Consider the following 20041-nt stretch of genomic DNA (forward strand, 5'->3'; position numbering starts at 1 on the left):
CTACTCGGCGTGCGCCGCGGCCAGCCGGTCGACGGCCTCCTCGAGCACCGCCGCGTCGGAGGTGGTGAAGCACATGCGCATCGAGTGGCGGTAGCCATTCTCGACGGCGAACGCGGCGCCCGGCACGTAGGCGACGCCCGCGTCCAGGGCCCGTGGCAGCAACTGCTGGGTGTCGGTGCCGTCGGTGAAGTCGGCCCAGACGAACATCCCGCCCGCGGCGTCGGTGCAGACGACGCGGTCGCCGAAGCGGATGCGCACGGCCTGCACCAGGGCCTTGGCCCGCTCGCCGTAGACGCCGCGGACGTGGTCCACGTGGGTGGTGAGCCAGTCCCGGTCTGCCAACAGCTCGGCTGCGATCTGCTGGGTGAGCGCCGAACCGCACAGATCCGCACCCTGTTTCAGCAGTTCCACCGCCCGGCACACCGCGTCGGGGGCGACCATCCAGCCGACCCGCAGGCTCGGCGACAGGATCTTGGAGGCGCTGGAAAGACGAATCACGTTGGGCGAGTATGTCGCCACCGGTTCCGGGGCAGGCCGGTCGAACCAGAGTTCGCCGTACGGGTCGTCCTCGATCACCCAGAACCCTTGTGCCTCGGCGAGTTCGGCGAGTTCGCGGCGCCGCGCGGGGCTCATGGTCACCCCGCCCGGATTGTGGAAGTTGCTCACCGTGTGCACCACCGCGGGCCGCTCGCCACGCGCGAGCAGCTCGCGCAGCACGTCGACGCGCATGCCCTCCCCGTCCAGCGGGACCGCGACGATGCGCGCTCCGGCGGCGCGGAAGACCTGGAGCGCTCCGACGTAAGCCGGATCCTCGACGACCACCAGGGCGCCGGGATCGAGCAGTACCTCGGCCAGCAACGACAGCGCCTGCTGCGACCCGTGCGTCACGAACACCTCGGCGACCGGCACCCGGCGCCCGAGGCGGCCGGACTCGCGCTCGGCGAGCACGTCACGCAGCGGCGCCCAGCCGGGCGATTCGGTGTACTGGAGGCAGCCGGGGCCGCGCAGCGCCGCCTCGGCCGCGGTCGCGATGCGCTCGCGGGGCATCAGCTCCGCGTCCGGCAGGCCGCCCGCGAGGCTGATCACCTCGGCCCGGGTGGTCAGCTCGAGCAGGTCACGAATCGCCGAACTCTTCAGGCCGCCGAGCTTCGCGGCCAGCGGTGGAACAGTCGGCGACATGGAAACCTCCCAGGGGAACGCCACGGTACGCGATACCCCACTGTGTCACACCGTTACCAGAGTGTGAAATTCAATTCTCAGAATATGAGAATCAGGGCCGCTCCTTGATGGACGAGACCAGAGTCTTGCCGTCCTTCTGCACCGTGGTCACGGTCTGCTTGTAGACGATCGAGGAGCCGTCGGGACGATGCTCCCGCAGGTCCACCTCGTAGGTGCCCGGCCCGACCTCGAACATCCACAGGCAGTGCGTCGTCCCCTTCGGGATGTGGTCGTTGATGGCCTTCTGGATGATCTCGCCGGTCGAGATGTTCTCCGCGTCCGGCGCGACGAACGTGCGCACCCGCTCACCACTGCGCTCGACGTAGAACGCGTACTGGAAGCCGAGGATGGCGTCCGGGCCGCTGTCGGTGCTGCCCGCGCCGTTGCCGCGGGTCATGTTGCCGTCGCGCGCGGGCGGGCATCCTCCCGCGGCGCTGGTCACGGGCGGCGGCGCTGCGGTCGTGCCTTCGTCGCCACCACCACCGTTGACCGCGACGATGGTCACGACGAGACCGATCAGCACGGCGAGCGCGGCCGCGACGCCCAGCACGATCCAGCGGGTGTTGCCGCCGCCGGAGCGGCTGGAGGACGCCGCCACCGGCGCAGTCGGCGCGAGCCGCTTGGCGATCGGATCGTCGGCCCAGGACAGCCCCGAGTCGGACTTGCGCGGCTCCGACGGCGGCTTGGGCACCTCGCCGGATTCGCTCGCGCTGTTCCACCAGCGTTCGGGCGCACCGCCGGTCGGCGCGGTGGTGTTCGGCGCTGTGGCGCTCGGTGCGGGAGTACTCGCTGTGGTGTGCCGGACGGTCTGATCGTTGGACACGTCCCGCTCGAAGTCGGCGGCGGGCGCCGGACGAGACGGCGGTGCGGGCGGGGTGTCCGGGTAGACCGTGGCGTCGGGCGCCCGATACTGCGGCGGCGTCGCCGGGACGGGCGGCGCCTCGGCGGCGGGCCGCCAGCCCACGTTCGGATGGTCGCCCGCGGGCTCGGGCCACTGCGCTCCGGTCTCGCCCAGCTGCGGACCATCGAACTCGCTCAGCGGCGGACCGAAGCCGCCGCCCACCGACGGGCCGAAATCTGCAGTCGGCGGGCCGAAATCGCTCAGCGGCGGACCGAACTGCGACCCGGGCCGGTCGGCTTCGTTGTCCTTCGCGTCATTCTCGGAGGCCACACCCAATCCTTTCCCCAGAACACACGTGTGGGGCGGTCGAAAACGACCGCCCCACCCGTTGAACAGCTCGTGTCAGTACTGGAACGAGCCACCCCACTGCGTGGTCACACCAGCCACGTTGACCGTCTGCGGAGCCAAGTCGCCCGGCGGAACAATCGGCGGAAGTGTAACTTGCGCGGCGGCTTCCAGCGCGGCGGCACCGCCCGGCTGAGCGGCGATCCACTGCTCGACCGATGCCTTGGCCAGGTTCACCTGGGTGGTGTCGAGCACGAAGGAGCTCGTGTTGGGCGCCAGACCCTCGCCACCGGTGTAGCTGGTGACCTTGATCGTGTTGATGTCGACGAACTCGACCGACACACCGGCCTCGCCCTTACCGGTCGGCGTGTTGTAGCCGACGGTGCCGACGTAACCGGCCTCGTTCCGGAAGTGGTGGGTGTTGGCCACGTAACCGGGCAGCACGGTGCCACCGTCGATGTTGGCGCCGAATTCCTGGTGCGGACCGGTCATCTCGACGACCGGGGCGGCGGGCGCGGTCTGCAGGCGCGGTGCCTCCCAGCGCGGCGACTGCACCAGCGTCTCCGACTCCGACGGCACGGAGGAGCCCGGCCGTTCCGGCTGCACGACGCGCGCGTCGGCGTCGCCGCCCGGCTGCGCACCGCTCTCGCCGCCCGGCCGCGTCTCGCCCGGCTGAGCCGGCTTGGGGTCGTTCGACTCGGTGCCGGGAACGACGACCGGCTGCACGGGCTCGACCTGACCGGGCACCGGCAGCGGCGCGACCCGCGGGGTGGTAACACCCGGCTGCGTCGGCGCGGCTAGCTTCGGGTCCTTCTTCGGATCCGGCATCACCTGGTTCGGATCCGGGGTGGTGACGCCCGGCTGGCTCGGAGTCGGCTTGCTCTCCGGCTTGTTCGGATCCGTCTGCTCGGGCTTGCCCGGCTCCGGCTGAGTGGTCTCCGGCGTGTTCTCGGCCTGCGGGGTCTCGGTGCCCGGCTGGACCGGCGCCGCCGGCGTGGTCGGTGTGCTCGGATCGTTCGGAACTGCCCCCGCCGGCGCCGCGAACAATGTAGCCACCGCCGCCGCGGTGGCCAGTGGCAACGAGGTGCTCGCCATCGCTCGCTGCGCCCGACTCGGCTTACGATGTTTCACTTTTCGCCAATCCCTTTCCCGGGTGCGATCGAATCGACCGCACTCAGTTGTCCCTGGAGAGACGCACGCGATCGCCGAACGACCCGAGGGCCGTTCGCTGTTCGGTTTCGGAAAGGACCTTCCCCCCACACCAGAACCACGCGACCGCCCGCCGATCGCATCTCTGCGGGCAGTCAACCACAGTTGCGCCGTGCAGGCAACGCAGTGAAATACCCGAGCCGACAACGTCACTCGACGCGTCGGCCCGCATCGCCGCCGGAACCGCGCGGCGGCACGTCAATCCAGGTCGTCGTGGCGCATGAGCAGGCGACCGGCCTCGGTGACCGAGCCGGTCAGCGACGGGTAGACCGAGAAGGTCTGGGCGAGATCGTTGACCGTCAGGTTGTTCTGTACCGCGAGGGCGATCGGAAGGATCAGTTCGGAGGCGATCGGCGCGACCACGACGCCGCCGATCACCACACCGGTGGCCGGGCGGCAGAAGATCTTGACGAAACCGCGGCGCAGCCCCGACATCTTGGCCCGCGGATTGGTGTTCAGCGGCAGCATCACGGTGCGGGCGGGGACCTCGCCGTTGTCGATCGCGTTCTGGCTGACGCCGACCGTGGCGATCTCCGGCCGGGTGAACACCGCCGACGCGACCGTCTTGAGCCGGATCGGGCTGACGCCCTCGCCCAGCGCGTGATACATCGCGATGCGGCCCTGCATGGCGGCCACCGAGGCCAGCGGGAGCAGGCCGGTGCAGTCGCCCGCGGCGTAGACGCCGGGCACCGAGGTGCGCGAGACCCGGTCGACCCGGAGGTAGCCGCCGCGGTCGAGCTCGACCCCCGCCTCCGTCAGGCCGAGGCCCTCGGTGTTCGGGGTGGAACCGACGGTCATCAGCGCGTGCGTGCCCGCCACGGTGCGGCCGTCGGAGAGCTTGACCACGATGCCCTCGGCGGTGCGCTCGACGGCGTCGGCCCTGGCGTGCTTCACCAGTTCGACGCCGCGCTCGGCCAGCGCCTCCTCGAGCACGAGGGCGGCGTCGGCGTCCTCGTGGGGCAGCACCCGGTCGCGACTGGACACCAGCTTCACGCGAACGCCCAATTCCGTGTAGGCGGAGACGAATTCGGCGCCGGTCACACCGGAACCGACCACCACCAGGGTCTCCGGCAGCTCGCGCAGGTCGTAGAGCTGACGCCAGTTCAGGATGCGTTCACCGTCGGGTTCGGCGCCGGGCAGCACGCGCGGGCTGGCGCCGGTGGCGATCAGCACCACCTCGGCCTCGATCAGCCGCTCCCGCTCGCGGCCGCCGTCGAGCGTGACGAGCACCCGGTGCGCCGCACGTCCGCCCCCGTTTTCGGCCAGCTGGGCGCAGCCGGAGAGCACGGTCACGCCCGCGGACTGCAGCTTGGACCGGATGTCGGAGGACTGGGCAAGCGCCAGCGCCTTGACGCGCGCGTTCACCTCGGGCAGCTGAACGCCCGCCTGACTCGGGTCGAGCGTGATTCCGAGATCCCTGGCCCGGCGCAGATCGGTGCGCACCCCGGTGGAGGCGATGAAGGTCTTGGACGGGACGCAGTCCCACAACACACACGCACCACCGATGCCGTCGCGGTCGATCAGTGTCACCTCCGCGCCGTGCTGGGCCGCGACCAGGGCCGCCTCATAGCCGGCCGGGCCGCCACCGATGATCGCAATGCGGGTCATGGATACCTCCGCTCGAGCTGTCGACCGGGATCTCCGGTACCCGGCTAACGTTAGTGCTCCGGCCGCTGTCGGGTTCGCCACACCTGGGCGTTGCGTCGCGAACACGGCGTCATGTGGGCGGGATAGCGGCGATCCGGTGACATCATTGGCTACCCTTTGCTGGTGCCGATCTACGCCGCCTACGGGTCCAACATGGACTCGACCCAGATGCTCGAGCGCTGTCCGCACTCCCCCATGTCCGGAACCGGCTGGTTGGAGGGCTGGCGATTGACCTTCGCCGGCGACGACATCGGGTGGGAAGGGCCGCTGGCAACGGTCGTCGAGGAACCGGGGTCGCGGGTTTTCGTCGTGCTCTACGACGTCTCACCCGAGGACGAGCAATTACTGGATCGGTGGGAGGGCTCGGACTTCGGTATCCACAAGAAGATCCGGCTGCGCGTCACGCCGAGTCCGGGCAGCGGGACCGAGCCGCGGCTGGCCTGGCTGTACGTGCTCGACGCCTACGAGGGCGGCCTACCCTCGGCGCGCTACCTGGGCGTGATGGCGGATGCGGCCGAAAAGGCAGGCGCGCCAGAGGATTACGTGCACGCGCTACGCACCAGGAACAGCCGTAACGTGGGACCGGGCAACTACTCGAGCTGAGACGAGACGAACCCCGCCGCCGGGCGCCTGCCCGGGCGGCGGGGTTCGTTCGTTTCGTTTCGACTCGGCTGTTTCGACCACTCAGCGCGGCTGCTGCTGCAGCACGATGTTCGACAACACCCGCACGCCCACTTCGAGCGCGCGCTCATCGAGATCGAAGGTCGGCTGGTGCAGGTCGAGCTGTTCGCCGTGGCCGGACCAGACGCCGAGGCGCGCCATCGCGCCGGGCACCTCCTCCAGGTACCAGGAGAAGTCCTCGCCGCCGCCGGACTGGATGGTGTCGGCCAGCGCGTCGGGGCCGAGCGCGCGGATGGCGTCCTCGAAGAGCCGGGTCGAGTGCTCGTCGTTGACCACCGGCGGCACCCCGCGGCGGTAGTTGAGCTGGTATCGCACCCCGGTCGGCGCGAGCAGGCCGTCGACGATCTCGTGCACCATCGGCTCCAGCAGCGACCACGTCGCGTGGTCGCCGGTGCGGACGGTGCCGGTCAGCATGCCTGTCTGCGGTATGGCGTTCGGCGCCTTGCCCGCCGACACCGCGCCCCACACCATCACGGTGCTGGTCCGCGGATCGATGCGGCGGCTGAGCAGGCCGGGCAGGCCGGTGATCACGGTGCCGATGGCGTAGACGAGGTCGCTGGTCAGGTGCGGCCGCGAGGTATGACCGCCCGGCGAGTCCAGCACCAACTCGATGGTGTCGGCAGCCGAGGTGATCGCACCCACGCGGATGCCGACGCGGCCGACTTCCAGGCGCGGATCGCAGTGCAGCGCGAAGATCCGCTCCACACCCTCCATCACACCCGCGGCGACCAGGTCGATCGCGCCGCCCGGCATCACTTCCTCGGCGGGCTGGAAGACCAGCCGCACGCCGACCGGAAGCTCCGGCACCTCGGCGAGCGCCAAGGCGGTGCCGAGCAGGATCGTGGTGTGCGCGTCGTGGCCGCAAGCGTGTGAGACGCCCGGCACGGTCGAGGCGAAGGGGAGGCCGGTGAACTCCTGGAGCGGGAGCGCGTCCATGTCGGCGCGCAGGCCGACGCGCGGGCCCTCGGGGCCGATGTCACAGATCAGGCCGGTGCCGCCTGGCATCTTCTGCGGCGAGAGGCCCGCCTTGGTCAGCCAGGCCGCGACGAACTCGGTGGTGCCGAACTCGGTGCGGGACAACTCGGGGTTGGCGTGGATGTGCCTGCGCCACTGCACGAGGTCGACCGCATGTTCGGCCAGCCACGATTCGACCGCATCCCGGCCGGTCACGACGGTATTCGTCGCGACGCCGCCCGGCGCCTCCTGGTTCAGGCACGCCGCGCCCTTGGGCCCGGTGGCTCGCGCCGAGGTGTTCGACAATGCGGCACTCGCGGGGCCCTCCGTGGTAGCGCGCGCCGCGTCTTGGCCCGTCGCTCGCGCCGCCGGTCGGCCTGTAGTGCTCACCGAATGTCCTCCTGTCGTTGAACGAGTCGTTGCAACAACCTGTCTCTGTGTTTTTCATCGCGGGCGACGGCGATTGCGGTACGCGCGAGCGCGACCGCGCCATCGGTGACCGCGCGATCCGCCGAGGCGTTGACACTGGCCGCGGCGAAGCCCGGTTGATGCGTCACCGCCCCACCGGCATCTATGCCGATGACCGGATGGATGCCCGGGATGACGTTGGTGACATTGCCCATATCGGTGCTGCCGAGCGGTCGCTGCGCCTCGAGCTCCGGTGCGATCGGCACCCGTCCCAGGTCGGCGATCTGCTCGCGATAGGCACACAGTAGTGCCGGGTCGGGCGTCAGTTCGGTATATGTGGGCGCGAGCGTCCGGATTTCGTGGGTGCAGCCGGTCGCGAGGGCGCCCGCCTCGAAACAAGCCGACGCTCGTCGCATCAGATCGTCGAGGGATGCGGAGTCGACTGCGCGTAGGTAGTACAGCAGTTCCGCACGTCCGGGCACGATGTTGGGGGCTACGCCACCGTCGCTGACTATACCGTGAAGTTGCTGACCGGGTTGGAGATGCTGCCTCAGCAACCCAAGAGCTACCTGAGTGATGGTGACCGCGTCCCCCGCGTTGCGGCCGTGTTCGGGAGCCGCACTGGCGTGCGCCTCCTGCCCGCGGAAGACCACGCCGATGTCGGCGAGGGCCAGCGAGTGCGCGCCCGCGATGTCGTAGGGCCCCGGGTGCACCATCATCGCCATCGCGATGTCGTCGAAGACGCCGCGCTCCAGCATGAGCACCTTACCGCCGCCGCTCTCCTCAGCGGGCGTCCCCAGCACCACCACGGTGATACCGAGCTCGTCGGCAGCCTCGGCGAGGCCGAGCGCCGCGCCGACGGCCGACGCGGCGATGATGTTGTGCCCGCAGGCGTGCCCGATCTCGGGCAGGGCGTCGTATTCGGCGCAGATGCCGACCGTCAATGCACCGCTTCCATAGCTTGCCCGAAACGCCGTCGGCAGGCCCGCGACGCCCGTCTCGACCTCGAAACCACGCTCGGTGAGCGGCTCGAGCACCTTCGCGACGCTGCGCGTCTCCTCGAAGGCCAGTTCCGGCTCGGCGTGAATGGCGTGCGAGAGATCGATCAATCGCGCGGCCGCGGACGCCACAGCGGCATCGGAAGCCGCCGCGGCATCGGTGCTACGCGGTGGTGGCATGGGACACAGTCTGGCACTGTGTCGCGAATCGGGCGCGGCGCGTGTCCGTCTGTCCGGTCACAATCACGCCTGGCCTGCGGTTATCCGGCGGCGAACGCCAGATTCTCTTTGGTGGTCGGCACCGCGAGTCCGGCGAGCGCCTCGGCGTGCAGCGCCCGCTTGATCACCGGCAGGTTCGGCTTGCGGTTGCCCGCCAGTGCCGCGGCGTACCCGACGGCGGTCTCCAGCAACGCGTCGGCATCGGCGGTCTGGTCCACAATGCCCGCCGCGACGGCCTGGTCGGCCGGGTAGCGGTGGCCGGTGGTCATGGCCTGCACACAGACCTGGTTGCTCAGGCGGTTGGTGAGCAGGGCGTTCATGCCGACGGTGAACGGCATGCCGAGGTGCACCTCGGGCAGGCTCCAGAAGCCGCGATCGGCCCGCATGATGCGGAAGTCGTGCGAGGTGGCCAGCATCGCGCCCGCGCCGAACGCGTGCCCGTTGATCGCGGCGACCGTCGGCATCGGGAAGGCGAGCAGGCGGGTGTAGAGCGAGTGCACCTTGTCCAGGTAGCCGTGGATCTCGCCGAGGTTGCCGAACAACCAGTCGGTGTCGAGGCCGTTGCTGAAGAACTTGCCGCTCGCCGTGGTGACCAGCGCCGCGGGCCCCTCGGACGCCTCGACCTCGTCGAACAACGCGTGCACCGCATCGATCCAGTCCGGATGGAAGCGGTTCTCGCTATCGGTCTGTCCCTCGTTCCCGAGGTACAGCACGAACACATCTCCCTGACGTTCCAGATACGGCATGCGTGCAGCGTATCGCCATCGGCACGCGCCCCTACTCGCGGGTAACGCACCGCCCGCACCCGCGCGCCCCCGCCGAAATCGCACACCCCACATAGACTCTTTTCATGCTTGCCGAACAGGCCGCCGTGGCGATCGCCGAACGTACGGGAGTCGAGCGCCACCGGGTGGCCGTCGTGTTGGGTTCGGGGTGGCAACAGGCCGCCGCGGAAGTCGGCGCGCCGTCGGCCACGGTGCCGATGCCGGAACTGCCCGGATTCGGCGAACCGACCGCGCAGGGCCACGTCGGCATGGTGCATTCGGTGCACGTCGGCGAGACGCCCGTGTTGCTGCTGATGGGCCGCCAGCATCTCTACGAGGGCTATCAGCCCGCTGACGTGGTGCACCCGGTGTCCGCGGCGGTGGCGGCGGGCGCGGAGATCGTCGTGCTGACCAACGCGGCGGGCGGAATCCGGCCCGGCCTGCAGGTCGGCGAGCCGGTCTTGATCAGCGACCACCTCAATCTCACCGGCCGCACCCCGCTGACCGGGGCGACGTTCGTCGACCTCGTCGACGCGTGGGATCCCGAATTGCGGGCGCTGGCAAGGGAAATCGATCCGAGCTTGGCCGAGGGCGTGTACGCGGGCCTGACCGGGCCACAGTACGAGACGCCCGCCGAGATCCGCATGCTGCGCACCATCGGTGCCGACCTGGTCGGCATGTCGACGGTGCTGGAGGCGATCGCCTGCCGCGCACTCGGCGCCCGAGTCCTCGGCATCTCGCTGGTGACCAATCTCGCCGCGGGCGTGACCGGTGCGCACCTGTCGCACGCCGAGGTGCTCGCCGAGGGCAACGCGGCGGCGCCACGGCTGGGCAAGCTGCTGCGCGGCGTGCTGGAGCGGCTGTAGATGCTGCGTTTCGGGACCGCAGGTCTGCGCGGGCCGCTGCGCGAGGGCGCGGACGGCATGAACGTGACGACCGTGAGCAGGGCGACGGCGGGCGTGGTCGACTGGCTGCGCGGCCGGTGCCTCGGGGGCGGCCAGGTCGTGGTGGGCCGCGATGCCAGGCACGGCTCCCCCGAGTTCGCCGCCGCGGTCGCGGAAATCTTTGCGGCGGCGGGCTTTCCGGTCACCCTGCTGCCCGGCGCGGTGCCGACGCCGGTGCTGGCGTACGCGGTGCGCGAGCTGGGCGCGGTGGCCGGTGTGCAGATCACCGCGTCGCACAACCCGCCCGCAGACAACGGCTACAAGCTGTATCTCGACGGCGGCTCGCAGTTGATCGCCCCCGCGGACACCGAGATCGAGCGCTGCATCGAGGCCGTCGCTGAGCCGATCCCGCGCGTCCCGGTCGCGGAGTCCGACGACGCGCTCGTGCACCGCTATCTCGCGCGGGTGGCCCGGCTGCCCGAACTCGTCGGCGGTCCCGGCGCGCGCGCCGACGTGCGGATCGCGCTGACGCCGCTGCACGGGGTCGGCGGCGAGATCGCCGTGCGAGCGCTGGCCGCCGCGGGCTTCCCCGACGTGCACGTGGTGACCGAGCAATTCGCGCCCGATCCCGACTTCCCCACCGTCGCTTTCCCGAACCCGGAGGAACCCGGCGCCGCCGATCGGCTGCTGGCGCTGGCCGAGCGGGTCGGCGCCGATGTGGCCATCGCGCTGGATCCCGATGCTGATCGCTGCGCGGTCGGCGTGCCGGGCCCGGACGGGTGGCGCATGCTGCGTGGCGACGAAACCGGTGTGCTGCTCGGCGATTGCGTGTTGCGCACCGCGCCGCCGGACGCACTGGTGGCCACCACGATCGTGTCCTCGCGGCTGCTTTCCAAACTGGCGCAGGCCCGGGGAGCCCGCTACGCGGAAACGCTCACCGGCTTCAAATGGCTGGCCCGCGCGGGCGACGGACTGGTGTACGCCTACGAGGAGGCCATCGGCCACTGCGTCGACCCGGCGGCCGTTCGCGACAAGGACGGCATCTCGGCGGCCGTCCTCACGGCCGACCTGGTGGCCAGGCTGAAGGCCGAGCGGCGCACGCTGCTCGACGAACTCGACGACTTCGCGGTCGAATTCGGCCTGCACGCGGGCGATCAGGTCGCGCTGCGGCTGGCCGACACCGATGCCGCCGCGGCGGTCGTCGAGCGGCTGCGCGCCGACCCGCCCGGCGAGATCGCGGGCGAGCCGATGAAGTACGCGGATCTGCTCCAGGCGCGCGGCCGGATGCGCACCGACGCGCTGGTTTTCGAGGGCACGAGCATCCGGGTGGTGATCCGGCCCTCGGGGACCGAGCCCAAACTCAAGTGCTACCTAGAGGTCGTCGAGCCGGTTGCCGACCGCACCGCGCTGTCCGACGCGAGAAGCGCCGCCGCCCAACGACTCTCCCTACTCTCCGAGTTCTGTCGCGCGCTGTAATCCATCTCGGGTGAGCACACTCGGCGCTACCGATCTCGCGGCCGGATTCATCGAGGACTCCGGCGAACACGCTCGCGGCCATGCGCGTTGGGTCGAGGGCGCGCTCGAGTTCGGCGTGTTCGGTGGCGCGAAACGGATGGGCCGCCCGCGCCGGCTGATCGACGCGTGAACGCCGCTTCGGTCACGGCGGCCACCGCGGCCTGCGGCAGCCGCGCGAGCACGGCCATCGCACACCTACCGCTGCACGCAGTGTTCACATCTGGAGTTGTTTCGCCCACCCGCGCTGAACGCGTCAGCGGGGGCCGAACTGGCGGTCGCCCGCGTCGCCGAGGCCGGGGACGATGTAGGCGTCGGAGTTCAGGCCCGCGTCGACCGTCGCGGTCACCAGTCGCTCCAGCAGGCCCGACTTCTCCAGCACCGCAATACCTTCCGGCGCGGCGACCACGCAGACCGCGGTGATGTCCGTCGCGCCGCGGGCGGCGAGCAGTTCGAGGGTGTGCCGCATGGAGCCGCCGGTCGCCACCATCGGGTCCAGCACGAACACCGGGATCCCGGACAGGTCGGCGGGCAGCGACTCCATGTACGGCACCGGCTGGTGGGTGGTCTCGTCGCGGGCGATGCCGACGAAACCGACTTGGGCGTTGGGGATCAGCTCGGCCGCGGCGTCGACCATGCCGAGCCCGGCGCGCAGCACCGGGACGAGCAGCGGCGGCTTGGCCAGCCGCACGCCCTCGGCGAAGGAGACGGGGGTTTCGATCTCGTACCTGGTCACGGGCGCCTCACGCAGCGCCTCGTAGACGAGGACGCCGGTGAGATCCCGCAGCGCGTTACGGAACACGGCATTCGGCGTGCGCGCGTCGCGCATCGTCGTCAGCAGGGTGGCGGCGAGTGGGTGGTCCACACTGTGCGTACGCATGAGGGAACGATAAGGTTCGTGACGAGTTCGGTGTCGAATGTCCTCGTGAATTTTTTTTCCGAGGCGGTGGAACCGAATGGCAAGGCGACGCGTCGAACTAGGTGAATGACGTACTCTGCCTGGGAACGAACAGATGGGGGAAGCACTATGTCGAAGATGTCGGCTGACACCGAGGGCATCGCCGCCTACGGCGCGACCGCCGAGGTGATGGCCGGTGAAATGGCCGGCGTCGCCGCGGGGGCCGCGGGCGCATCGCCCGCGCTGCTCGGTCCGATCATGGGCCTCATCGGCGGGGATTTCATGGCCGCGTATTCCGCGGCGCACGCCGGACACGTCGCGTCGATCGGGCAATTGTCCGCCGTCCTCGGCAGCATGGGCGGCGCGGCGGCGGGCGCGGCGACCGTGCTCACCGAGACCGACCTGAACAACGCGGCCGCGCTGAAGTCCGCCGAACTGGACGGATGAGCCGGTGATCGACGTCAACCTCCTGGTCAAGCCCCTGCTCGATCTGCTCGGCAGTTTCGGCACCGGCGTGCTGCCCAGTGGCGGCCCGGCCGACGCACTGACTTCCACGTCGACGACGCTGGATCAGCTACACCAGTTGGGCCGCAACAGCATCAACCAGATGAACACCGCGTGGGACGGCGTCGCCGCCGACGCGGCGACCGCGAAGGCGCTGCGCGTGCAGACATCGGCGGCCAACATCTCGGACCGCGGCAACGAGATGGCAACCGTCGTCGACCAGGCCGCCACCGAGGTCGAGACCGGGCAGAAAGATCTCAACGCCGTCGTGCAGTCCTTCGTGAACACCGCGACGGCGCTCGGCCCGACGATCACGACGCCGCCGGGTTTCATGGCGCTCGTCGGCTCCGCCATCGACCACCTGAACCAGGGACTCGGCGTGGTCGGCCGGGTGCGCAACGAGCTGGACACGCACACCGCGACGATGACCCAGCTGACCCCGCCGCCGTCCAGTCCCTCGCTCGCGTCGCTGCCCAGTGCACTGACCAGCTCGGCGAGCTCCGGCCTCTCGGGCCTGATGGGCGTGGTCGGCCAGGCCGGTTCGCTGGTCACGAGTATGGCGAGCAGCTCGGTGCAGAACGTCGCCAAGACGAGCCCCGGCACGAGCAACCCGAGCTCGCAGCAGCCCGGCAGCACCACCGCCACACCGTCCGGCAAGGACGGCGTGAAGATCACCCTGCCGGACGGCAGCGTCGTGGAGGCGCCGAACGAGAAGGCCGCGACCGCGGTCCAGTCGGCACTCAGCGCGGTCGGCACGCCCTACGTCTGGGGCGGCAATTCCCCGGGCTCCGGCATCGACTGCAGCGGCCTGACCAAGTACGCCTACAGCGAGGCCGGCCTCGAACTGCCGCGCCTGGCCCAAGAGCAGCACATCGGACACCCGCAGGTCTCGCCCGGCGATCTGATGCCCGGCGACCTGGCCGTATGGGACGGCCACGTCGCCATGGTCGTCGGCAACGGGCAACTCGTCGAGGCCGGCGATCCGGTCTCGGTCAGTTCCATCCGAACGGAGAACATGGGCATGGAGTTCTACGGCTTCTACAGGCCGACAGCATGACCGATCAGCAGATCCCGAACGTCACCCTCGCGGTCAGCCAGAACAGGTCCGGCACCATCGCGGTGCGCGCGACCGACCAGGGCATGCCGGTCGAGATCAAGTTCGAGCGCAGCGAATACCGCTACGGCGCCCAGGCTCTCGCCAACGAGATCCTGCGCCTGACCCAGCGGTCGGCCATCGCCGCACGCGCCAAGCGCCGCGAGGCTCTCGCCGAGACGGGCATGCCCGCCGACGTCCTGGACCGGCTCGGACTGCCCACCCGGCAGCAGGCGGTCGACGAGCTCGACCGCATCGATGACGCCGACACGGGACCGACGAGCTGGATGAGGCCGGTATGAGCGGCCTGAACGAGCGAAACGAGCGAAACGAGGAGCTGGCTCCAATGAGCGAACGCAGTGAGCGAATCATGTGCCAGCGCGCCGCGCGCATGCCGGAGCCGAGCGTCAGCGAGGTGCAGGCATGAGTGCGGAGATGGACGCGCTCGTCGCGAGTGCGACCCAGAAACTGGAGGCGCTGGAGGCCGCACTGTACGGCCTCAAGCAGGTGCGCGGCCAGTTCACGACCGAGGACGGCGCGGTCACCGTCGAGATGAACAGCGAGGGCGCGCTGGTCGGGCTGACGCTGTCGGAGGCGGTCACGTCGATGGCGCCCGCCGACGTCTCCCAGCTGATCGTCTGGGCCTGTCGGCAGGCTTCCGAGGACGCGGGGGCGCAGCGCTCGAAGGTCGTTGCGACACTGAACGAGTCGTTCGCACCGGCACCGAACGGCGCGACGGGCGCTCTTGGGGGCGGGCCGGATAGTGCCTGAGCCGGAAGGTCGATAGGCTTCCGCACATGGCTTCTGGAGACATCGTCCCGATCGAGCTCGGCCTGACCGACGGCGATCTCGTCACCCTGTGGGCACCGCGCTGGCGCGACGGTGACGACGAGTGGATGGCATTCCTCGGACACGAGGATTCCCTCTATGGCTTCGACACCGTCGCCGAACTGGCCGCGTTCATCCGGACCAGCTCCGACAACGATCTGGTCGACCATCCCGCGTGGAAGGTCGTCGCCGGGCTCTCGGCGGTGGAACTGGAGCCGGAGGAGAATTTCAGCTTCGACCTGGTCGCGGTGCCGGAACTGGCCGCGGGCGACCCCGACGTGGAGAGCATCGCCGAGCTGGAGGACACCCTCGGCATGGTCCGCAACATCGGCGAGGTGTGCGAGCTGGAGACGGTGACCAAGTTCTTCGGCTCGCATCCCGTCCTCGGCGCGCTGCCCGGCGGGGTGAGCGCGTTCGTCGGGCGCGACGGCGAGGAACTCTGGGACCAGATCGGCGCCGCCATCGCCAAGGACTGGGACGCGGTGCTCGACGCCATCGACTCGGTGGTCGCCACACCGGACGTGGACGCCGAGGCCGTCGCGGTCGCCGAAGCCGAACTGCTCGCGGCCGAGGAGAACGTGGTCGACGCCGACGACGCGGCCGACAGCGACGAGGACGAGGAGTTCGAGGCCGTCGATCTGGACGACGAGGACGAAGACGAGGACGACTCGTTCTGGGGTGGGGTCGGCATCGACCCGGTCAAGATCGTGACCGCGGACGGCACCCACTTCACGCTGCGCTGTTACCTCGACGACGAGCCGATCTTCCTCGGCAAGAACGGCGCGATCACCGTGTTCGGTTCCGAGCGCGCCCTCGCCCGCTACCTCGCCGACGAGCACGACCACGATCTGGCGAAGGTGAGCACCTACGGCGAGGTGCAGACTGCCGCCGTGGACGGTTCGCTCGAGGTCGAGGTGACCGACGAGAACGTCTACGTGCTGCCCGGCCTGGCCGAGGATCTGGCCGAAGGCCCGGAGGCGGTCGACATCGAGCAGCTCGACCTGGCCGTCGAACTGTTCACCGATGCCGCCGACTACGCCGAGGACGAGAGCGTGGAGCAGGCGCTCGCCCAGTCCACTCCCCTGGGCTGGTACGTCTCCTACCTGCTCAACCCGGACCCGACCCGGATGGCTCCGAACCCGCCGTTCGCCGCCGAGGCGCAGAGCTGGCGCGAGCTCGAGCGCGCCTTCGAGGCTCGGCTCACGCCGCAGTAGTCCGTCGAGTTGGGGCCGAATCCGTTCGGCCCCAACTTATTTCAGCCGGATCCAGATGTGCTCCGCGTGCCCGAGCAACCGCTCGTCTGCGCCGTACACCGCGGCGGCGGTGTAGATTTTGCGGCCCTGCTCGCCGTGACTTTCCCCGACCACCACGCACGGCTCGCCCACCTCGGGCAGGTCGAGCACCGCGGCCGTCATCGAACCGAGCAGCGCGGGACGGTCCAGCATGCCCGGCACCGACCAGCCACCCGGGCAGTCCAGCGTCGCCCACAGCAGCGCGGCGCCGATCGGCAGCGATTCGTCCGGCGTCCACGGAGCCGCGACCACGCCCGCGCGTACCGGCCCCGGCTCGATACGCAGGCCATCCTCGCGCGCGTTGCCGCAGACGAAGCACTGCGCGAACATGTCGTTGGTCGCGTAGGAGCTCGCGGCGGTCTTCGCCACCTCGTGCGGGACGAATCCCGGAACATCCCGTTCGAACGCCCCCGCTCTCGATTCGGCGATCAAGCGCTCGCCGTCGAACAACTTGCCGTCCTCCAGCCGCAACGGCGTGTCCAGCGGCGCCGGGTTGCGCAGCATTACCGTCACCGTGTCCTCGTCACAGTGTTCGGCGAGGCGTCCGGCGACGTAGCCGCCATTGCCCGAATCCGGCGGGCCATTGAATCGACCGGGAATCTGCACAATCGTCACGACATCCCACGATAGACCGCTATATCGGACTCCGTGGCGGATGTCCGCCCTCGCGCGCGCTCAGCCGAGCAGCACCGCGTACCCCGGCTTGATGATGTCGTCGATGATGCGCAGCCGTTCCGGGAACGGGATGAACGCCGACTTCATCGCGTTGATGGTGAACCGCTCCAGATCGCTCCAGCCGTAGCCGAAGGTCTCGACCAGCTTCAGCATCTCCGCGCTCATCGTGGTGTCGCTCATCAGGCGGTTGTCGGTGTTGACCGTGACGCGGAAGCGCAGCCGGGCCAGCAGGTCGAACGGATGCTTGTCCAGCGCGGGCACCGCGCCGGTCTGCACGTTCGACGACGGACACAGCTCGAGCGGAATCCGCATATCCCGCACGTAGTTCGCGACGAGCCCCAGCTCCGCGTCCGCCAGCGCGCCGGGCACCTGGATGTCGTCGGTGATGCGCACGCCGTGCCCGAGCCGGTCGGCGCCGCAGAAGGCCAGCGCCTCGTGGATCGACGGCAGGCCGAACGCCTCACCCGCGTGGATGGTGAAGTGCGCGCTGTTCGCCCGCATGTACTCGAACGCGTCCAGGTGCCTGCTCGGCGGGAAGCCCGCCTCCGCGCCCGCGATGTCGAAGCCGCCGACGCCACGGTCGCGCCAGCGCACCGAGAGCTCGGCGATCTCGAGCGACCGCGCCGCATGCCGCATCGCCGTCAGCAGACAGGTCACCACGATCGAATGCCCCGCCTCGGCGGCGGCCGCTTCGCCCTCGCGGAAACCCGCCAGAGTGTGCTCGACGACCTCGTCCAGGCTCAGACCACGCTCCAGATGCTGCTCGGGCGCGAAACGCACCTCCGCGTACACCACGCCGTCGGCGGCCAGGTCCTCGGCGCATTCGCGGGCCACCCGGCGCAGGCCCTCCGGCGTCTGCATCACCGCGACGGTGTGCGCGAACGTCTCGAGGTAGCGCTCCAGCGACCCGCTGTCGGCGGCGTCGCGGAACCAGGCCGCCAGGGTGGCCTCGTCGGTGGCGGGTAGGTCGTCGTAACCGCAATCGGCGGCGAGCTCCAGCACGGTCGCGGGCCGCAGACCACCGTCGAGGTGATCGTGCAGCAGCGCCTTGGGAGCTTGGCGGATCGAGGCGAGGGTCAGCGGCATCGGTCCTGTCATGACCACACGTTAGCCGCGCCGCGCGGAATCGGCAGCGAACTTCCACCGTGGCAACCATCTCGTTGCCGTCGGGCTACGACGCCGTTCACAGCGCGTCCGCGTGCGTTTGCCGATCACGGTCGGCAGCCCGGCCGGAACCCGCGTTCAGGAACCGATGCGGTCCAGGATCAGCGGGGCGTCCCCGGTCGGCGCGGTGGCGTCAATGGTGATCGAATCAGCCAGTGCGGCAACGGCTCCCGGAATCGCGTCCGGGGTGTCGGTGTGCAAGGTGAGCAACGCTTGTCCCGCGACGACGGGATCACCCGGCTTGGCGTGCATCTCGATGCCCGCACCGAACTGCACCGGGTCGCCCTGGCGGGCGCGGCCCGCCCCCAAGCGCCAGGCGGCGATGCCGACGCCCATGGCGTCCAGACGGGTCAGCACGCCGTCGCGCTCGGCCCGCAGGGTTTCGGTGTGCCTGGCCCGCGGCAGGGGCCCGTCGGGGTCGCCGCCCTGGGCTCGCACCATCGTGCGCCAGTAATCCATCGCCCGGCCACCGGCGAGCACGTCGGCCGGATCGACGTCCAGACCGGCCAGCGCCACCATCTCCCCGGCCAGCGCCAGGGTCAGCGCCACCACGTCGGCGGGACCGCCACCGGCCAGTACCTCGACCGATTCGGCCACCTCGAGCGCGTTGCCCGCGGTGCGCCCCAGCGGGGTGTCCATCGCGGTGAGCAGCGCGACCGTCCGCACCCCCGCGTCCTGGCCTAGTTCGACCATGGTGGTGGCCAGTTCGCGGGCGGCGCCGAGTTCTTTCATGAACGCGCCCGCACCGACCTTCACGTCGAGCACCAGCGCGCCGGTGCCCTCGGCGATCTTCTTGCTCATGATCGAACTGGCGATCAGCGGGATGGACTCGACCGTGCCCGTGACGTCACGCAGGGCGTAGAGGCGTTTGTCGGCGGGCGCGAGGTCGGCCCCGGCCGCGCAGACCACCGCGCCGATCGCCGGATCGGCCAGGATCTCGCGCATGCGCGCCACCTCGACATCGGCACGCCAGCCGGGGATCGACTCGAGCTTGTCGAGGGTGCCGCCGGTGTGTCCCAGCCCACGCCCCGAGAGTTGCGGCACGGCCGCGCCGCAGGCGGCGACCAGCGGCGCGAGCGGCAGCGTGATCTTGTCGCCGACCCCGCCCGTGGAGTGCTTGTCCACCGTGGGACGCGGCAGATCCGTGAAGTCCATCCGCCGCCCCGAGGCGATCATCGCGGCCGTCCACCGGGCCGTCTCCCTGCGCGTCATCCCGCGCCACACGATGGCCATGGCCAGCGCCGACATCTGCTCGTCGGCAACCGAGCCCCTGGTGAATCCGTCGACCACCCAGTCGATCTGCGCGTCCGAAAGCTCCCCGCCGTCGCGCTTGGTCGTGATGATCGAAACCGCGTCCACACCCGTCACCCGGCCAGTCTGGCACGGCACGACAACGGCTACTGCTGTCCGGCGTTCAGGTCGCCGGGGCCGAATGCGTCGGGCAGCAGAGCGCTGAGCCGGACGGGTCCGGTGCGGTGATCGACCAACAGCTCGCGACCGCCGTGCTCGTAGAGAAGTTGGCGGCAGCGACCGCACGGCATCAGGATTTCGCCGCGGGAATCGCAGACCGAGACCGCCGCGAGCCGCCCGCCGCCACTCACGAATAAGTTACCGACGAGTACGCATTCGGCACAGAGGGCCAATCCATATGAGACATTTTCCACATTGCAACCGCTCACAATTCGACCGTCGGAAGTGAGAGCTGCGGCGCCGACCGGGAAACGCGAGTAGGGCGCATAGGCGTTGTGCATTACTCGAATAGCTTTGTCGCGCAAAATATTCCACGCGATTTCCGACATCGCGAACCTCCCGACGAACGACCGCGACGAGGGCACGCGACAGCGGCCGCACACCCCATTGCGCATCAACAAAGGTAAACCTAACCCAGCCGATTGTCGCGCAACGCA

21 protein-coding genes are annotated in these 20041 nt (G+C 70.0%); 9 read left to right on the forward strand and 12 right to left on the reverse strand.

What is annotated here, in order from left to right; translation table 11 throughout:
* The 4 genes from NL1_RS23475 to NL1_RS23490 form a co-directional block, all read right to left on the reverse strand.
* Nucleotides 1-1179, reverse strand: coding sequence for an aminotransferase-like domain-containing protein (locus tag NL1_RS23475; protein ID WP_067843305.1), 1179 nt, complete (start codon nt 1177-1179; stop codon nt 1-3).
* 91 nt (nt 1180-1270) lie between these two features.
* The gene (locus tag NL1_RS23480) at nt 1271-2389 is read right to left on the reverse strand and encodes a DUF8176 domain-containing protein (RefSeq protein WP_245673489.1); all 1119 of its coding nucleotides are present in this window, start codon (nt 2387-2389) and stop codon (nt 1271-1273) included.
* Between the two features lie 72 nt (nt 2390-2461).
* Complete coding sequence (locus NL1_RS23485; RefSeq protein ID WP_245673490.1) at nt 2462-3499, reverse strand: hypothetical protein; 1038 nt, start codon at nt 3497-3499, stop codon at nt 2462-2464.
* Nucleotides 3500-3811: 312 nt separating this feature from the next.
* The gene (locus NL1_RS23490; protein WP_067843208.1) at nt 3812-5221 is read right to left on the reverse strand and encodes an NAD(P)H-quinone dehydrogenase; all 1410 of its coding nucleotides are present in this window, start codon (nt 5219-5221) and stop codon (nt 3812-3814) included.
* 162 nt (nt 5222-5383) lie between these two features.
* Here NL1_RS23490 and NL1_RS23495 point away from each other — a divergent pair, with 162 nt between their 5' ends.
* The gene (locus NL1_RS23495) at nt 5384-5863 is read left to right on the forward strand and encodes a gamma-glutamylcyclotransferase family protein (RefSeq protein ID WP_067843310.1); all 480 of its coding nucleotides are present in this window, start codon (nt 5384-5386) and stop codon (nt 5861-5863) included.
* Nucleotides 5864-5944: 81 nt separating this feature from the next.
* Here the strand turns inward: NL1_RS23495 and NL1_RS23500 are convergent, their stop codons facing one another.
* From NL1_RS23500 to NL1_RS23510, 3 genes are all read right to left on the reverse strand, one after another.
* Entirely contained in the window at nt 5945-7111 is a 1167-nt protein-coding gene (locus NL1_RS23500; protein WP_067843313.1) for a M20 family metallopeptidase, read from the reverse strand.
* Between the two features lie 170 nt (nt 7112-7281).
* Nucleotides 7282-8481 (reverse strand): M20 family metallopeptidase, encoded by a 1200-nt coding sequence (locus NL1_RS23505; protein WP_067843211.1) that lies wholly within the window; start codon nt 8479-8481, stop codon nt 7282-7284.
* A gap of 80 nt (nt 8482-8561) precedes the next feature.
* A complete protein-coding gene (locus NL1_RS23510; RefSeq protein ID WP_067843214.1) occupies nt 8562-9266 on the reverse strand; it encodes an enoyl-CoA hydratase-related protein in 705 nt (234 codons plus the stop codon).
* 104 nt (nt 9267-9370) lie between these two features.
* Here NL1_RS23510 and NL1_RS23515 point away from each other — a divergent pair, with 104 nt between their 5' ends.
* From NL1_RS23515 to NL1_RS38640, 3 genes are read left to right on the forward strand one after another with little or no spacing between them, the layout of a single operon-like run.
* Nucleotides 9371-10150 carry a purine-nucleoside phosphorylase gene (locus tag NL1_RS23515; RefSeq protein ID WP_067843217.1) on the forward strand — a complete coding sequence of 260 codons (780 nt, stop codon included), beginning with the start codon at nt 9371-9373 and terminating at the stop codon, nt 10148-10150.
* The gene (locus tag NL1_RS23520) at nt 10151-11644 is read left to right on the forward strand and encodes a phospho-sugar mutase (protein WP_067843220.1); all 1494 of its coding nucleotides are present in this window, start codon (nt 10151-10153) and stop codon (nt 11642-11644) included.
* 10 nt (nt 11645-11654) lie between these two features.
* Nucleotides 11655-11813, forward strand: a complete 159-nt coding sequence (locus tag NL1_RS38640) for a hypothetical protein (protein WP_169813601.1) — start codon at nt 11655-11657, stop codon at nt 11811-11813.
* 123 nt (nt 11814-11936) lie between these two features.
* On the opposite strand, the gene upp is transcribed toward NL1_RS38640, so the two are convergent.
* Complete coding sequence (upp, locus tag NL1_RS23525) at nt 11937-12560, reverse strand: uracil phosphoribosyltransferase (protein WP_067843223.1); 624 nt, start codon at nt 12558-12560, stop codon at nt 11937-11939.
* Between the two features lie 156 nt (nt 12561-12716).
* On the opposite strand from upp, the gene NL1_RS23530 reads away from it, so the two are divergent.
* The 5 genes from NL1_RS23530 to NL1_RS23550 all read left to right on the forward strand — a co-directional run bounded on the left by NL1_RS23530 (nt 12717) and on the right by NL1_RS23550 (nt 16217).
* Nucleotides 12717-13025 carry a hypothetical protein gene (locus NL1_RS23530; protein ID WP_245673491.1) on the forward strand — a complete coding sequence of 103 codons (309 nt, stop codon included), beginning with the start codon at nt 12717-12719 and terminating at the stop codon, nt 13023-13025.
* Between the two features lie 4 nt (nt 13026-13029).
* Nucleotides 13030-14139 carry a C40 family peptidase gene (locus NL1_RS23535; RefSeq protein WP_067843228.1) on the forward strand — a complete coding sequence of 370 codons (1110 nt, stop codon included), beginning with the start codon at nt 13030-13032 and terminating at the stop codon, nt 14137-14139.
* Nucleotides 14136-14477 (forward strand): hypothetical protein, encoded by a 342-nt coding sequence (locus NL1_RS23540; RefSeq protein ID WP_067843230.1) that lies wholly within the window; start codon nt 14136-14138, stop codon nt 14475-14477. Before NL1_RS23535 ends, NL1_RS23540 begins: the two co-directional genes overlap by 4 nt.
* Before the next feature lie 121 nt (nt 14478-14598).
* A complete protein-coding gene (locus NL1_RS23545) occupies nt 14599-14946 on the forward strand; it encodes a YbaB/EbfC family nucleoid-associated protein (protein ID WP_067843233.1) in 348 nt (115 codons plus the stop codon).
* A 26-nt stretch (nt 14947-14972) separates the two neighbouring features.
* Entirely contained in the window at nt 14973-16217 is a 1245-nt protein-coding gene (locus NL1_RS23550; RefSeq protein WP_067843236.1) for a SatS C-terminal domain-containing protein, read from the forward strand.
* A gap of 36 nt (nt 16218-16253) precedes the next feature.
* Here the strand turns inward: NL1_RS23550 and NL1_RS23555 are convergent, their stop codons facing one another.
* From NL1_RS23555 to NL1_RS23570, 4 genes are all read right to left on the reverse strand, one after another.
* Complete coding sequence (locus NL1_RS23555) at nt 16254-16910, reverse strand: hypothetical protein (protein WP_156095005.1); 657 nt, start codon at nt 16908-16910, stop codon at nt 16254-16256.
* A gap of 60 nt (nt 16911-16970) precedes the next feature.
* A complete protein-coding gene (locus tag NL1_RS23560; protein ID WP_067843242.1) occupies nt 16971-18068 on the reverse strand; it encodes an adenosine deaminase in 1098 nt (365 codons plus the stop codon).
* A gap of 144 nt (nt 18069-18212) precedes the next feature.
* Complete coding sequence (locus NL1_RS23565) at nt 18213-19502, reverse strand: thymidine phosphorylase (protein ID WP_067843245.1); 1290 nt, start codon at nt 19500-19502, stop codon at nt 18213-18215.
* Between the two features lie 29 nt (nt 19503-19531).
* Nucleotides 19532-19933, reverse strand: coding sequence for a cytidine deaminase (locus NL1_RS23570; RefSeq protein WP_067843248.1), 402 nt, complete (start codon nt 19931-19933; stop codon nt 19532-19534).
* Nucleotides 19934-20041 lie beyond the last annotated feature (108 nt).

This window comes from Nocardia lijiangensis NBRC 108240 (genome assembly GCF_001613045.1).
Lineage (GTDB): Bacteria > Actinomycetota > Actinomycetes > Mycobacteriales > Mycobacteriaceae > Nocardia > Nocardia lijiangensis.